Source organism: Bradyrhizobium genosp. SA-4 str. CB756 (genome assembly GCF_000473125.1).
GTDB classification, from domain to species: domain Bacteria; phylum Pseudomonadota; class Alphaproteobacteria; order Rhizobiales; family Xanthobacteraceae; genus Bradyrhizobium; species Bradyrhizobium arachidis.
Map to the genome: position 1 here is coordinate 3,704,512 of NZ_KI421499.1, position 13,292 is coordinate 3,717,803.

The window sequence follows — 13,292 nt, forward strand, 5'->3', positions numbered from 1 at the left end:
TGGAATATCGGCTTTGAACCCGGCGCAATAGTGCGGCCGGAACATCCTCCCCATGTTTTACATGCAAACGCATAGGAACCAGAGCGGGACCTGAGCGTCAGATGTGAAGACCGGGTTAGTCGCATCTCTTCGGGTTCGCTCGAGAGGAAGGTGTCGATGGACCGATTGTTGCGTAGATTCCTGTCTCATTTCATCCGCCGCGGGTCGCTGAAGGTGACCAGCGCAAGCGGATCGAAGTTCACCTTTGGCGACGGCTCGGGCGAGCCGGTCGCGGTGCGTTTCGTCACCGCCGAGGCCGAGCGGAAGATCCTCATCAATCCCGAGCTCGGGCTTGGCGAGGCCTATATGGACGGCGAGTTCGTCGTCGAGCGCGGCACCATAGCTGATGCGCTCGCGATCCTGCTCGATCAACCCGACCTATTGCCGCAGTGGGCAAAACCCTGGTGGCACCTGCGCTATCTGACGCGGCACCTGAAGCAGTTCAATCCGCGCTCGCGCGCCCGCAGCAACGTTGCACATCATTACGATCTCGACGCGCGGCTCTATTCGCTCTTCCTCGATGCCGACAAGCAATATAGCTGCGCCTATTTCGAGACGCAGGACGCCACGCTCGACGATGCGCAGCTCGCCAAGAAGCGGCACATTGCCGCAAAGCTGGTCGTTGGAAGCGGCCAGCGCGTGCTCGACATCGGCTCCGGCTGGGGCGGGCTCGGGCTCTACCTCGCCGAGATCGCCGGCGCCGACGTCACCGGCGTCACGCTGTCGACCGAGCAGCTGCAGATTGCCAATACGCGTGCGGCCGAGAAAGGCCTGAGCCGATCGGCGCGCTTCCTGCTCGAGGACTACCGCGACATCGACGGGCCGTTCGACCGCATCGTGTCGGTTGGCATGTTCGAGCATGTCGGTGCGAGGTTCTACGACACCTATTTCCAGCGCTGCGCCGAGCTCCTGAGCGAGGACGGCGTCATGCTGCTGCACTCGATCGGGCGGTCGCAGGGGCCGGACTCGACCAATCCCTGGATCGCCAAATACATCTTCCCGGGCGGCTACATCCCCGCTTTGTCGGAGGTGCTGCCGGCGATCGAGCGCGCTGGTCTGCTGGTCTGCGACATCGAGATCCTGCGCCTGCATTATGCCGATACGCTGAAGGCCTGGCGGGAGCGCTTCATGGCGCGGCGCGAGGAGGCCGCGCAGCTCTACGACGAACGCTTCGCGCTGATGTGGGAGTTTTACCTGGCAGCCTGCGAGATGACGTTCCGCAAGCAGGCCATGATGAACTTCCAGATCCAGCTCACCAAGCGCCAAGGCGTGGTGCCGATCACCCGGGACTACATCACACGCGAGGAAGCCCGCCTGCGGGCGATCGAAAGTGGCGCCAAGCCCAGGCTGAAGCTGGCCGGTGAATGAGTTTTGGTGAATGAGTTCTAGTGACGCAGGGTTGAGACCGGCGAGGACCGGAGAGAGGCCGCTAACGTCAGTTGCGCCCGCAGTTCCGCGATGATCTCGGGTGCGACCGGCTGGCGGCGGATGTCGGGGCGTTCGGCGTGCTGCATGGCGGCGATCAGGCCTGACAGCCAGAGCCGGCTACCGGCCTCGCTTCGCCACTGATGGTGCTGCCGTTCTGGCCGCATCGCTTGCCTCTCCCTGATGGCGGGTCAAAGATAACCCCCTGCCCGCCTGCCTGTTCCGGCTCTACCCCGAAAGAATCCGGGGAGATGTGATCTGTTTCACATAAGTCTGGTCGGGTCCGGCCTAGACCGTCGCCATGAGCAAAGAGACCCGAACCTCATTCGATGTGCAGGACGACCTCCGCACCGATTACGCCCTGATCGCCACCGGCGTCGGAGCGGCCCTGGTTGCGCTGGTGTACCTCCTGCTGGTTTGAACCCGAGCCGAAGGCTCCCGGCCAGCCGCGTTCGGTACGCGTCTGAATAGGTCTGCGCCCTCTCCCATAAGGTTCACGTCATCCGGATTTTTCCGTGGCGCGGCTGCGACTGCCGCCGGGCGGGGCGGAGTTCCGCAAAATCCGTCAAGCACGGCGCATGCTGCGGCCGCTAATCATCCACCGCTTTTAAGATCGGTTGATAGCGACGAGCTTTCGCTTCCGCTTTGGGCCGCGGCGGCGCTTTATCCCGGGCCCCGCATCCGCCCAAGAAAATTGCTAAGCACGTCCGACCATGGCCCTGACTGATTCGAACGTCCTCAAACTCGCGCCCGAGCCCGGAACGCCCGCCTATCGGAGCGCGCCGCACAATATCGAGGCGGAACAGAGCCTTCTGGGCGCGATCCTGGTCAACAACGATGCCTTCTACCGCGTCTCCGACTTCCTGGAGGCGAAGCATTTCTTCGAGCCGCTGCACCAGACCATCTTCGAGACCGCCGGCAGCCTGATCCGGATGGGCAAGATCGCGACGCCCGTGACGCTGAAGACGTTCCTGCCCGCCGACACTGACGTTGGCGGCATGACCATCGGGCAATATCTGGCGCGGCTCGCGGCCGAAGCCACCACCATCATCAATGCTCAGGACTATGGCCGCACCGTCTACGACCTGTCGCTCAGGCGCGACCTGATCGGTATCGGCGAGGACATGGTCAATGTCGCCTATGACGCGCCGGTCGACTTCCAGCCGCGGGCGCAGATCGAGGACGCCGAGCGAAAGCTTTACGAGCTCGCCGAATCCGGCCGCTACGATGGCGGCTTCCAGAAATTCTCGCAGGCACTGGCTGTCGCGGTCGATCTCGCTGCAAAGGCGTTCCAGCGCGACGGCAAGCTGTCCGGCATCTCGACGGGCATGCGCGACCTCGACACCAAGATGGGCGGCCTGCAGCACTCCGACCTCATCATCGTCGCGGGCCGTCCCGGCATGGGCAAGACCTCGCTGGCGACCAACATTGCCTACAATGTCGCACGAGCCTACGTCCCGGAACTCCAGGCCGACGGCACCACGAAGGCCGCCAATGGCGGCGTCATCGGCTTCTTCTCCTGCGAAATGTCGGCCGACCAGCTCGCCACGCGTATCGTGGCCGAGCGCACCGGCGTTCCCTCCTCCCACATCCGCCGCGGCGGCATCTCGGAAGCCGATTTCGACAAGATCCGGGAGGTCTCGATCGAGCTGCAATCGCTGCCGTTCTATGTCGACGCGACCGGCGGCCTGTCGATCGCGCAGTTGATGGCACGCGCGCGCCGGCTGAAGCGCCAGAAGGGCCTCGATCTGCTCGTGATCGACTACATCCAGCTGCTCTCGGGCTCGGGCAAGCGCGCCAGCGACAGCCGCGTGCAGGAAATCACGGAGATCACGACCAGCCTCAAGGCGCTGGCCAAGGAGCTCAACGTTCCCGTGATCGCGCTGTCCCAGCTCTCGCGCCAGGTCGAATCCCGCGACGACAAGCGGCCGCAGCTCTCCGACTTGCGTGAATCCGGATCAATCGAGCAGGACGCCGACGTCGTCCTGTTCGTTTATCGCGAGGAATATTACCTCGCGATGAAGGAGCCCCGCCCAGGCACGCCTGAGCATGAGAAGTGGCAGCTAGACATGAGTCTTGCGCACGGAAAAGCCGAAGTCATCATCGGCAAGCAGCGCCACGGCCCGACAGGCACCGTCGATTTGGCGTTCGAAGCCTCGGTCACGCGGTTCGGCGACCTCGCGCCTGACAGTCAGCTGCCGGCTCGCGGCGGCAACGACTACTGAGTTCCTTGAACCGGACCTGCCTCTTGCGTAAAACGGCGCCATGACAATGGCGTCCGACCCGAAAATGATCCCGCAATCAGGCCTTCTCTCCGCGGAGGCCAACCAGGCTGCCGCGCTCGCAGCCTATGGCGGCGTGCTCACCGTCGATCTCGACGCGATCATTGCCAATTGGCGCAAGCTCGAGAAGACGGCGGTGCCGGCCGAATGCTCGGCGGTGATCAAGGCCGACGCCTATGGCTGCGGCGCCGAACAGGTTGCGCGCGCCCTGAGCAAGGCCGGCTGCAAGACCTTCTTCGTCGCCACCATCGAGGAAGCGCGCAAGGTGCGGGAAGCCGTGCCGGAGGCCGCGCTCTACGTGCTCGGCGGCTACTTCCAGAACACCGGCGAGCACTACGCCAACATCAACTGCCGGCCTGTCATCGGCGATCTCAACGAGCTCGCCGAATGGGACGTGTTCTGCCGCCGCACCGGCTGGAGCGGCGGCGTCGCTGTTCACATCGACACCGGGATGAACCGGCTCGGACTGACGCTGTCAGAAGCGCAGGCCATCATCCCCCGCATCAATGCCGGCGACCACGGCATCACGCTGGTGATGAGTCATCTGGTCTCGGCCGAGCAGCTCAACAGCCCGGTCAACGCAAAACAGCTCGCGGCCTTCCGCGGCATCGCCAGCGAATTCTCCGGCGTGCCGGCGGCGCTCGCCAATTCCTCCGGCATCTTCCTCGGCGCTCCCTTCCAGTTCGACATGGTGCGGCCGGGCGCGGCGCTCTACGGCGTCAATCCGACGCCGGAGGCCGACAATCCGATGCAGCCGGTCGTGGATCTCAAGGCGCGCATCGTGCAGGTCCGCAATGTCGAGCGCGGCGACAGCGTCGGCTATGGCGGCACCTGGACCGCGCGGCGGCCGACGAAACTGGCGATCGTCGCGGTCGGTTATGCCGACGGTTATTTCCGCGCCGCTAGCTCCAATGACGGCACCCGGGGCGCCGAGGTGATCGTGGCGGGCAAGCGCTGCCCGGTCGCGGGCCGCGTCTCCATGGACCTGATCGCGATCGACATCACCGATCTGCCGCCGAACGCGGCGCGGCGCGGCCACATGGTGACGCTGCTCGGCGAAGGCATCACCGTCGACGAACTCGCGCATCATTTCGGCACGATCGGTTATGAGGTGCTGACCAGCCTCGGCCACCGCTATGCCCGCGTCTACAAGGGCGGCAACGTGGTGGAGCCGCTGACAAAGCCCGAGCCCGCGCCGACGACCGAGCAGCCGCCCTCGCCGCCGCCGATCGAGCAGCCGACAAGTCCGCCGCCACTGCCGAGCTAACAAACGCGCGCTCGTGCCCCGGACGCAGCGCAGTGCGCCGCCTTTCGCGGCGTCGTGTGCTGCAGAGCCCGGGCCCATCTCTCAACGGGGTACCGTGTCGCTTTCTGGGTCCCGGCTCGCGCTACGCGCGTCCGGGACACGAGAGTTACTTCTTCCGGCTGTCGAGCGCCGCCTTGCAGGTGGCGCTGAGCTGATCGCGCTTGGCCTCGAGGCAGGCGATGACCTTGCCGCCGCCCGGCGCGATGCCGGCGCAGAATTTGTCATAGTCCGCCTTGCACGCACCGCGCGGATCGGACGATTGTGCCGAAGCGACGCCGGAGAACGCGACGGCGAGGACGATGGCGGCAAAGCTCAACTTGGACATTGTATCTCCGGTGACGGAAGGCAGGAGCCGGTAGCTCTACATGAAGATTGCGACATTCAACATCAACAACATCAACCGCCGCCTGCCCAATCTGTTGGCCTGGATGCGCGCAGCGAAGCCCGATGTCGTCGCGCTTCAGGAATTGAAGGCAAGTGATGGCGAATTTCCGGCGGCCGCGATCGAAAAGGCCGGCTATGGCGCAGTGTGGTGTGGGCAGAAAACCTGGAACGGCGTCGCCATCCTCGCCCGCAACGTCGAGCCAGTGCTGACGCGCGACCGCCTGCCGGGAAAAGCGGGGGATTATGAAGCCCGCTATATCGAGGCCGCGGTGCGCGGGATCATCGTCACGAGCATTTACTTGCCCAACGGCAATCCGCAGCCGGGTCCGAAATTCGACTACAAGCTCGACTGGTTCGCACGGCTCAAGCGCCACGCCAAAACCTTCATCAAGCAGGATCTGCCCGTGGTGCTCGCCGGCGACTACAATGTCGCGCCGACGGAGATCGACATCTATCCGACCCGCTCATGGGACAAGGATGCCCTGATCCAGCCGAAGAGCCGCGCGGCCTTTGCCTCGCTCATCGCGCAAGGCTGGTGCGATGCGATCCGCGAACTGCATCCGGACAGGCGCATCTACACGTTCTGGGATTACAAGCGAAACCGCTGGCCGCGCGATGCGGGCCTGCGGCTCGATCATCTCCTCCTCAGCCCTGCGCTCGTCTCACGCATGGCGAAGGCCGGTGTCGACAAGAAGGTGCGCGGCGAGGAAGGTGCGAGCGATCATGCGCCGGCGTGGGTGGTGCTGAAATAAGCGAGGTGCTGTAGGGTGGGCAAAGGCGCGCCAGCGCCGTGCCCACCATCAAGCATTGGTGGGCACGCTTCGCTTTGCCCACCCTACGAGATCTCGCCAGGTTAGCGGCCGTAATAATCCTGCACCGTGTCCCACGCCGCCTTCTGCAGCAGCTCCACCGTCGGCGCATCAAGCCCCATCGTGTAGGAATTGCCGACCGGCGAGCGTCCCGTCAGCGCGGCCAGTGTCACGCAGGTTGCGAGATACGTGCCGGCGGGACTCGGATGCCGTTTGTCGGGCGCATAGAGATTGAGCTCGGGCTGGATCTTGCGGACGCGGGCGAAGGCAAGACCTGCGGGAATGACCAGCGCATCGTTGGCATTGCCGGCGCTCGTGTAGGCCTCGGCCAGCGCCTCCGTCATCTCAGGCTTGTCGGCGTAGGCCCAGGACATGAAAAACACCGGCCGCATGCCATGGGCACGGACGATCTCGCTGTCCTTGCTGGCGAAGGTCGTGAACGCGTCCTTCAGCTGCGGATGGATCGGGCACTGGCTGCAATCCATCATCACGACGGCGTCGTACTGCTTGCCCGGCTTGTTGAAGACCACGTTGTTCTGGTCGTCGAAGGAATACGCACCGAGACCGCCGGGTCGCAGCAGATTGTCCATGTCGTGCCAGTCGAGGCCGGAGCCGCCGATCGTCGCCATGGTGTTGCGATAGGCCGCCTTGTTCTCGGCATCGGCTGCCCGCTCCATGAAGGAGAGATGCCCGGGCATGCCGTTGTTGTAATAGAAGAAGCTGTTGCCGACGAACAGCGCGGCCTTGGGGAAGTCTGGCCCGAGCGAGGTGACCTTCGGCTTGGTCTGTGCCTGCGCATTGAGGCCGGCCACAACGGCCAGACACATTGCGAGCATTGCTCGCGCAATAAGACGCATCATGGCTTCCTCCCTTTTTCTCGGGCCGGAACCAGATCAGCTTTTCAAGACGGCCTCAAGGGGACGGACGTGCAGCAGATATGCGCAAGCCTCCGTGCTCAATGCTCACCACAAATTCTTACCGTCGATCATGTTGACCGGCACGGCGTCGAGATCGAAATCGTCGAACAGGCGCGCATTGACCGCGACCTTGGGATTGTCGAAATCGGGCTTGCCGCTCGACCAGTCCGGCGACTCCGAATAGGTGCCGCAGCCGCAACTCGCGCAGAAATGATGTTTGACCGTGCGGCTGCCCCAGAGATAGGTCGCGACGTTGTCAGCCGGTGACAGCAGGCGAAACTGCGCCGGCGTGTAATAGGCCCACAGCGCGCCGCGCTTGGCGCAAAGCGAGCAGGTGCAGCGGGTGACGCTGACGGGCGCCTCCGTCACCTCGAATACCGTCTCACCGCAATGACAGCTTGCCTCGATCGGCATGACCCGCTCCCCGTTTTGTCAGGAGATGGTCGTAGCCGGCCCCTGCTGCCAACATGCTGTCAGCAGCAAACCCTGCCGGAAAATTCAGTTGGCGGACAGCCGCTTGGCGTTCGCGGCCACATGCTCGCGGTAACGCTGGATGATGGCCGCCGGCGTTGCCCCTGCGAGCAAATTGGCTGCCGCCTCGAAGGCCGCGGCGATCTTCTCGCTCACCATCAGCACGGCCTCCTGCCCGGCCGCCTCGTCGCCATGGCTGAGCTTCTCGCAGCGCAGCCGCACCACTTCGCTCGCCTCAAATGCGAGCATCGCGCCGGCGTACCAGGGAAAGCCGTTGTCGGATCCGCCGAGCACCGCATGGCGGTCGAGCGCGGAGAAGGAGTGGTGATCGGGCATCGCGGACCTCAAATTCTTTGAGCGAACGCTCCGATCAATACGCTTCAAATTCTAAGGATCAGGCCGGGGAACCGGTCGGATTGGGCAGGCCTGACACATCAGCCATTAACCAAGGCCCTTGACGCCATCGCTCTGGTTAGCCTACTGGTCTGACCACGATCAGACCAAAGCGAGACGGGGATGGAGCTCAAGCGCGCCACCGAAGGCGAAAAAGGGTTCGAGAAGGTATTCGCCTTCTTGCGCGAGCGCCTGCTTGCGGGCTCGCTCAAGCCCGGCGACCGCCTGATCTCCGAGCGCGAGCTCGCAACCCTGCTTGGCGTCAGCCGGCCAATCGTCCGCGAGGCGCTGCGCGCCCTGACGGTGCTCGGCATCGTCGAGATCCGCGACCGCATCGGCACCGTCGTGACCCGGCCGGACGTTTCGGTGCTGAACGACTTCTTCACCTTCGCGCTGGCCCAGCAAGCGGACATGCTTGACGACGTCATGCAGGCGCGCGTCGCGATCGAATGCCAGGCGATCCGCCTCGCCTGCGAGCGCGCCAACATTGCCGATTTCGAGCGCCTGCAGCGCGCGCTCGCGAAGATCGGCGAGACGATCGACGAAGCCGATGCCGGCGGAATGGCCGACTTCGAATTCCACCGCGCCGTCGTCGTGGCGTCACATTCGGAAACGCTTTCCGTTTTGCACAGCTCGATGGCGGGCCTGCTGACGCATTCGCATCGCAGCCGCCGCGAGCTGGTGCAGGCCTTCCCGTCGATGAAAAACTATCTGATCGACGACCACCGCCGCATCTTCGAAGCGGTGATCGCGCGCGATCCCGAGCGGGCGGATACGACGCTGCGCAAGCATTTTGCCATCGGCGACGAATACCGGCGGCGCGCCATCGTCGGCGACATCGACAAGAGCGCCTCAGGCTGATCGCGGACAAGCCAAGAAACTTACCAAAAAAACGGATCGATAACATGGGACGGAACGACAAGGGCAATGTGGGCTTCATCGGCATCGGCACGATGGGCCGCGAGATGGTGCGCAACCTGCTGATGGCCGGCCACGCGGTTCGCACCTTCGATCTCAATGAGGCTGCATTGGCCGACAGCGTCAAGGAAGGCGCGACGCGCGCCGCGAGCCCCGCCGATGCCGCTGAAGGCGCCGACATCGTCATCACCATGCTGCCTGACACGCCCCATGTCGAGGCGACCATCTATGGCGACCACGGGCTCCTCAAGTCTCCCCCGCCCGGCAAGCTCATCGTCGACATGAGCACGATCTCTCCGGTCGCGGTCAGCCGCATCCATGCCGACTTGCAAAAAGCTGGCGTCAGCTTCATCGACGCGCCGGTCTCAGGCGGGCCGGTAGGCGCCAAGAACGCCGCGCTCTCGATCATGGCTGGCGGCGATGCTGACGCGTTCGCCAAGGCCGAGTCGTTCTTCCGTGCGATGGGCACGACCATCACGCATGTCGGCGCATCCGGCGCCGGACAAACGGTCAAGCTCTGCAATCAGCTGATCTGCGGCATCAACATCCAGGCGATCTGCGAGGCGCTGGCACTGGGGCGCGCCTCGGGCATTGATCTCAATCTGCTGCGCCGGGTGCTGCTTGGCGGCTCTGCGGCTTCCTGGATGCTCGACAAGCTCGGCCCTTCGATGATCGCGGGCGACGTCTCCGCCGGCTTCCGCATCGATCTGCAGCTCAAGGACCTCCGCCTCGTGCAGGAGCACGCGCAGGCTCTCAACGTGCCCCTGCCCGGCACCGCGCTGGTCACCAGCCAATATGTCGACGCCCGCGCCCATGGCGAAGGCAGCAACGGCAACCAGGCGCTGTTCCGCGTCTACGACCGCATGACCAACCAGACGACCGGTTGAAGCTGATACGATGAGCCTCCAACTCGACTTTCCCGCAGTGATGGAGCGTTGGCCAAGTTTCCTGGCTGGCGCTGCGCTGACGCTCGAGTTGGCTTTCTTCGCGACCCTGCTCGGCGCTCTGATCGGCACGCTCGCAGCTGTCGGCCGCGGCTCGCGGAGCTCGTTGATCGCCGGAGCGTGCAAAGTTTACGTCGAGGCGATCCGCAACACGCCGCTGCTGGTGCAGATCTTCCTGGTCTATTTCGGCCTCGCCAGCCTCGGCCTGAAATTCTCCGCCTTCACCGTGGCTGTGGCGGCGCTGACCATCAACGTCGGCGCCTACACCGCCGAGATCATGCGCGCCGGCTTCGAGGCGATCCCACGCGGACAGATCGAGGCGGCCGAGGGACTGGCGCTATCGCGGCTGCAGATCTACTGGCACATCATCCTGCTGCCGGCCGTCGAGAAGGTCTATCCGGCCCTGACCAGTCAGTTCGTGCTGCTGATGCTGGCCTCCTCGGTCTGCTCGCAGATCTCGGCGGAGGAGCTCACGGCCGTCGCCAACTACATCCAGTCGGACACCTATCGCGCGTTCGAGACCTACATCATCGTCGCCGTGCTCTACGTCATCCTGTCGCTGGTGATGCGCGCCGGCTTCTGGGGCCTCGGCCTCGTGCTGTTTCCGCGCCGGCGCCGGCTCGGCACGCCGCTGTGAGATGACCATGGGCGGACATCTCAATATCAATCATCTGATGTTCCTCGGCCAGGGCGCATCGTGGACCATTGGCCTCTCGGTGATCGCGCTCATCGGCGGCGGCATCGTCGGCTTCGTGATCGCGCTGGCGCGGATCTCACCGCTCAAACCGGTGCGGATCGCCAGCGCCGTCTATGTCCAGCTCGTCCAGGGCACGCCGCTGCTCGTCATCCTGTTCCTCGGCTATTTCGGCCTTGCCGCGATCGGCCTCAAGGTCTCGCCGCTCACGGCCGCCGGCGCATCGCTGACGCTCTATGTCGCCGCCTATCTCGGCGAGATCTGGCGCGGCTGCATCCAGTCTGTGCCGAAGCCGCAATGGGAGGCAGCCGAGGGCCTCGCGCTGACCCGGACCCAGCGCATGATCAAGGTGATCCTGCCCCAGGCGATCCGCATCGCGACGCCGCCGACCGTCGGCTTCATGGTGCAGATCATCAAGAACACCTCGCTCGCCTCCGTCGTCGGCTTCGTCGAGCTGATGCGCTCGGGCCAGATCGTCAACAACTCGCTGTTCGAGCCGTTCGCCATCTACGCCATCATCGCCGTCACCTATTTCGCCATGTGCTATCCGCTGTCGCTGTTCAGCCAGAGGCTGGAGCGGCGGATGGGGCGCGGCAGGTCCAACCTCGCACCGGCCTGACATGCAGCAAAACGCCCTCTCCTCCGAACCAATCGTGTCGCTCCGCGACGTGCAGAAGAGCTTTGGGCCGCTCCGGGTGCTCGACGGCGTCTCCTTCGCCGTCGAGCGCGGCGAGGTGCTGGCACTGATCGGCCGCTCCGGCTCCGGCAAGAGCACGGCGCTGCGCTGCATCGACCGCTTCGAGAAGGTCGATGGCGGCGAGATCGTCGTGTGCGGACATCGGGTCGACCGTCCCGACGTCGACCTGCGCGCGCTGCGCCAGGACGTCGGCATCGTGTTCCAGAGCTATAATCTGTTTCCGCACCTCACGATCGAGCAGAACATCACGCTTGCCCCCTGCGCGGTGAAGGGCATGGCTTCTGCGCAGGCCAGGGACCTCGCGCGGAAAGTGCTGGCGCAGGTCGGGCTCGAGGAGAAGCTGCATGCCTATCCCGAACAGCTCTCCGGCGGTCAGCAGCAGCGCGCGGCCATTGCTCGCTCGCTGGCGATGCAGCCGAAGGTCATGCTGTTCGACGAGGTCACCTCCGCGCTCGATCCCGAGCTTACCGCCGAAGTGCTGAAGGTGATCGAACAATTGGCGGCGGATGGCATGACCATGGTGATGGTCACCCACGAGATGGGCTTTGCCAAGGGAATCGCCGACCGCATCGTGTTCATGCATCGCGGCAAGGTCCACGAGACCGGACCCGCCTCGATCCTGACGTCGCCGACCACCCCCGAACTCACGCAATTCGTGGGGACGGGAAACTTAAAATCATAACAGGGAGAGGAGAACCAAGAATGACAAACAAGGCGTTGCTGGGCACCGCCGCGGCTTTGTGCGGCCTCATCATGATGGCGGCCACGCCGGCATCGGCCGACCTGCTCGACGACATCACGCAGGCAAAGAAGATCCGCATCTCGACCGATCTCGCCATCCCGCCTTCTGGCATGATGGATTCGAGCATGAATCCGACCGGCTCCGACGTCGAAGTCGCCCAGCTGCTCGCCAAGGACTGGGGGCTCGAGCTCGAATTCATCCAGACCACCGGTGCGACCCGCATCCCCAACGTCCTCACCGGCAAGGCCGACATCATCATCTCGACCCTGTCGGTGACGGCCGAGCGCGCCAAGGTCATCGACTTCACCAAGCGCTATGCGACGCTGCAATCCGACGTCGGCTGCCTGAAGTCGTCGACCGTGAAGGACTGGCCGGACCTGAAGGACAAGTCCATCGGCGTCTCGCGCGGCACCACGCAGGACACCACCCTGTCCAACATGAAGGACAAGGACCTCAAGATCGCTCGCTACGACGACGACGCCACCATGGTGACCGCGGCCGTGTCCGGCCAGGTCGACTGCGTCGCCTCGTCGGCGACGATCATCAACCAGATCGGCGTGAAGAACCCCTCGCGCGTGTTCGAGTCCCGGATTCCGCTGGCGACCTTCGACCTCGCGATCGGCCTGAAGAAGGGCGAGCAGCGGCTGATGGACAAGCTCAACGCCTGGATCACCGAGAACGTCAAGAACGGCAAGCTCAACGCGATCTACAGGAAATTCCACGGCGTCGAGCTGCCGCCGGACATGCGCAGCTGAACCAGAGAGACTCCGTGACAGCCGCTGTTCGGCTGTCACGGCCAATACAAAATCAAGAAGGACATCACATGCGTCTCGTCATCGGATCCGACCACGCCGGCTGGCCGCTCAAGCAGACCGTCATCGACCACATCCGCAAGCTCGGCCACGACATCGTCGACGTCGGCTCTTATGACGACAAGCCGGTGGACTTCCCCGACATCGCGCGGGCCGTGGCGCAGAAGGTGACCTCGGGCGAAGCCGCACGCGGCATCATGGTGTGCGGCACCGGCGTCGGCGCCTCGATCGCCGCCAACAAGATGAAGGGCATCCGCGCCGCGGTCTGCCACGACGTCCACTCCGCCCATCAGAGCGTCGAGCATGACGACGTCAACGTCATGTGCATCGGCGCGCAGATCGTCGGCGCCTGGCTCGCCGTGGACCTCGTCTCATCCTATCTCTCGGCCGAATTCTCCACCGACGAGGATTTCCGCCGCCGCGTCGAGAAGCTGCGCGTCATGGACGAGCAAGGCTGAC

16 protein-coding genes are annotated in these 13,292 nt (G+C 64.3%); 11 read left to right on the forward strand and 5 right to left on the reverse strand.

What is annotated here, in order from left to right; translation table 11 throughout:
* Positions 1-156: 156 nt before the first annotated feature.
* Positions 157-1,407 (forward strand): SAM-dependent methyltransferase, encoded by a 1,251-nt coding sequence (locus BRAGE_RS0118300; protein ID WP_027557566.1) that lies wholly within the window; start codon positions 157-159, stop codon positions 1,405-1,407.
* A 17-nt stretch (positions 1,408-1,424) separates the two neighbouring features.
* Here the strand turns inward: BRAGE_RS0118300 and BRAGE_RS48835 are convergent, their stop codons facing one another.
* Complete coding sequence (locus BRAGE_RS48835; RefSeq protein ID WP_027557565.1) at positions 1,425-1,631, reverse strand: hypothetical protein; 207 nt, start codon at positions 1,629-1,631, stop codon at positions 1,425-1,427.
* A gap of 546 nt (positions 1,632-2,177) precedes the next feature.
* Here BRAGE_RS48835 and BRAGE_RS0118315 point away from each other — a divergent pair.
* Entirely contained in the window at positions 2,178-3,689 is a 1,512-nt protein-coding gene (locus BRAGE_RS0118315) for a replicative DNA helicase (protein WP_027557564.1), read from the forward strand.
* Positions 3,690-3,735: 46 nt separating this feature from the next.
* On the forward strand, positions 3,736-5,013 hold the full coding sequence (gene alr / locus BRAGE_RS0118320; protein ID WP_027557563.1) for an alanine racemase: 1,278 nt from the start codon (positions 3,736-3,738) through the stop codon (positions 5,011-5,013).
* A gap of 145 nt (positions 5,014-5,158) precedes the next feature.
* Here the strand turns inward: alr and BRAGE_RS0118325 are convergent, their stop codons facing one another.
* Positions 5,159-5,377 (reverse strand): cysteine rich repeat-containing protein, encoded by a 219-nt coding sequence (locus tag BRAGE_RS0118325; RefSeq protein ID WP_027557562.1) that lies wholly within the window; start codon positions 5,375-5,377, stop codon positions 5,159-5,161.
* Positions 5,378-5,417: 40 nt separating this feature from the next.
* On the opposite strand from BRAGE_RS0118325, the gene BRAGE_RS0118330 reads away from it, so the two are divergent.
* Positions 5,418-6,188 carry an exodeoxyribonuclease III gene (locus tag BRAGE_RS0118330; protein WP_027557561.1) on the forward strand — a complete coding sequence of 257 codons (771 nt, stop codon included), beginning with the start codon at positions 5,418-5,420 and terminating at the stop codon, positions 6,186-6,188.
* A 101-nt stretch (positions 6,189-6,289) separates the two neighbouring features.
* Here the strand turns inward: BRAGE_RS0118330 and BRAGE_RS0118335 are convergent, their stop codons facing one another.
* From BRAGE_RS0118335 to BRAGE_RS0118345, 3 genes are all read right to left on the reverse strand, one after another.
* Positions 6,290-7,105 (reverse strand): DUF4886 domain-containing protein, encoded by an 816-nt coding sequence (locus BRAGE_RS0118335; protein ID WP_027557560.1) that lies wholly within the window; start codon positions 7,103-7,105, stop codon positions 6,290-6,292.
* 102 nt (positions 7,106-7,207) lie between these two features.
* The gene (locus BRAGE_RS0118340) at positions 7,208-7,576 is read right to left on the reverse strand and encodes a GFA family protein (RefSeq protein ID WP_027557559.1); all 369 of its coding nucleotides are present in this window, start codon (positions 7,574-7,576) and stop codon (positions 7,208-7,210) included.
* 84 nt (positions 7,577-7,660) lie between these two features.
* Positions 7,661-7,969 carry a hypothetical protein gene (locus BRAGE_RS0118345; RefSeq protein ID WP_027557558.1) on the reverse strand — a complete coding sequence of 103 codons (309 nt, stop codon included), beginning with the start codon at positions 7,967-7,969 and terminating at the stop codon, positions 7,661-7,663.
* A 180-nt stretch (positions 7,970-8,149) separates the two neighbouring features.
* Here BRAGE_RS0118345 and BRAGE_RS0118350 point away from each other — a divergent pair, with 180 nt between their 5' ends.
* From BRAGE_RS0118350 to rpiB, 7 genes are all read left to right on the forward strand, one after another.
* Positions 8,150-8,887 (forward strand): FadR/GntR family transcriptional regulator, encoded by a 738-nt coding sequence (locus tag BRAGE_RS0118350; RefSeq protein WP_027557557.1) that lies wholly within the window; start codon positions 8,150-8,152, stop codon positions 8,885-8,887.
* Between the two features lie 44 nt (positions 8,888-8,931).
* Positions 8,932-9,831: an NAD(P)-dependent oxidoreductase gene (locus BRAGE_RS0118355; RefSeq protein WP_027557556.1), complete on the forward strand. Its 900-nt coding sequence runs from the start codon at positions 8,932-8,934 to the stop codon at positions 9,829-9,831.
* A gap of 10 nt (positions 9,832-9,841) precedes the next feature.
* Positions 9,842-10,525 (forward strand): amino acid ABC transporter permease, encoded by a 684-nt coding sequence (locus BRAGE_RS0118360; RefSeq protein ID WP_027557555.1) that lies wholly within the window; start codon positions 9,842-9,844, stop codon positions 10,523-10,525.
* A 7-nt stretch (positions 10,526-10,532) separates the two neighbouring features.
* Complete coding sequence (locus tag BRAGE_RS0118365) at positions 10,533-11,201, forward strand: amino acid ABC transporter permease (protein ID WP_027557554.1); 669 nt, start codon at positions 10,533-10,535, stop codon at positions 11,199-11,201.
* Between the two features lies 1 nt (position 11,202).
* A complete protein-coding gene (locus tag BRAGE_RS0118370) occupies positions 11,203-11,961 on the forward strand; it encodes an amino acid ABC transporter ATP-binding protein (protein ID WP_027557553.1) in 759 nt (252 codons plus the stop codon).
* Positions 11,962-11,981: 20 nt separating this feature from the next.
* Complete coding sequence (locus BRAGE_RS0118375; RefSeq protein WP_027557552.1) at positions 11,982-12,776, forward strand: transporter substrate-binding domain-containing protein; 795 nt, start codon at positions 11,982-11,984, stop codon at positions 12,774-12,776.
* A gap of 68 nt (positions 12,777-12,844) precedes the next feature.
* Positions 12,845-13,291, forward strand: coding sequence for a ribose 5-phosphate isomerase B (gene rpiB, locus BRAGE_RS0118380; protein ID WP_018646068.1), 447 nt, complete (start codon positions 12,845-12,847; stop codon positions 13,289-13,291).
* The last annotated feature ends 1 nt before the right edge of the window (position 13,292 follow it).

Coding starts and splice junctions, on each gene's coding strand:
- BRAGE_RS0118300 (WP_027557566.1), top strand. CDS start 157: ATGGACCGATTGTTGCGTAGATTCCTGTCTCATTTCATCCGCCGCGGG.
- BRAGE_RS48835 (WP_027557565.1), bottom strand. CDS start 1,631: ATGCGGCCAGAACGGCAGCACCATCAGTGGCGAAGCGAGGCCGGTAGC.
- BRAGE_RS0118315 (WP_027557564.1), top strand. CDS start 2,178: ATGGCCCTGACTGATTCGAACGTCCTCAAACTCGCGCCCGAGCCCGGA.
- alr (WP_027557563.1), top strand. CDS start 3,736: ATGGCGTCCGACCCGAAAATGATCCCGCAATCAGGCCTTCTCTCCGCG.
- BRAGE_RS0118325 (WP_027557562.1), bottom strand. CDS start 5,377: ATGTCCAAGTTGAGCTTTGCCGCCATCGTCCTCGCCGTCGCGTTCTCC.
- BRAGE_RS0118330 (WP_027557561.1), top strand. CDS start 5,418: ATGAAGATTGCGACATTCAACATCAACAACATCAACCGCCGCCTGCCC.
- BRAGE_RS0118335 (WP_027557560.1), bottom strand. CDS start 7,105: ATGATGCGTCTTATTGCGCGAGCAATGCTCGCAATGTGTCTGGCCGTT.
- BRAGE_RS0118340 (WP_027557559.1), bottom strand. CDS start 7,576: ATGCCGATCGAGGCAAGCTGTCATTGCGGTGAGACGGTATTCGAGGTG.
- BRAGE_RS0118345 (WP_027557558.1), bottom strand. CDS start 7,969: ATGCCCGATCACCACTCCTTCTCCGCGCTCGACCGCCATGCGGTGCTC.
- BRAGE_RS0118350 (WP_027557557.1), top strand. CDS start 8,150: ATGGAGCTCAAGCGCGCCACCGAAGGCGAAAAAGGGTTCGAGAAGGTA.
- BRAGE_RS0118355 (WP_027557556.1), top strand. CDS start 8,932: ATGGGACGGAACGACAAGGGCAATGTGGGCTTCATCGGCATCGGCACG.
- BRAGE_RS0118360 (WP_027557555.1), top strand. CDS start 9,842: ATGAGCCTCCAACTCGACTTTCCCGCAGTGATGGAGCGTTGGCCAAGT.
- BRAGE_RS0118365 (WP_027557554.1), top strand. CDS start 10,533: ATGGGCGGACATCTCAATATCAATCATCTGATGTTCCTCGGCCAGGGC.
- BRAGE_RS0118370 (WP_027557553.1), top strand. CDS start 11,203: ATGCAGCAAAACGCCCTCTCCTCCGAACCAATCGTGTCGCTCCGCGAC.
- BRAGE_RS0118375 (WP_027557552.1), top strand. CDS start 11,982: ATGACAAACAAGGCGTTGCTGGGCACCGCCGCGGCTTTGTGCGGCCTC.
- rpiB (WP_018646068.1), top strand. CDS start 12,845: ATGCGTCTCGTCATCGGATCCGACCACGCCGGCTGGCCGCTCAAGCAG.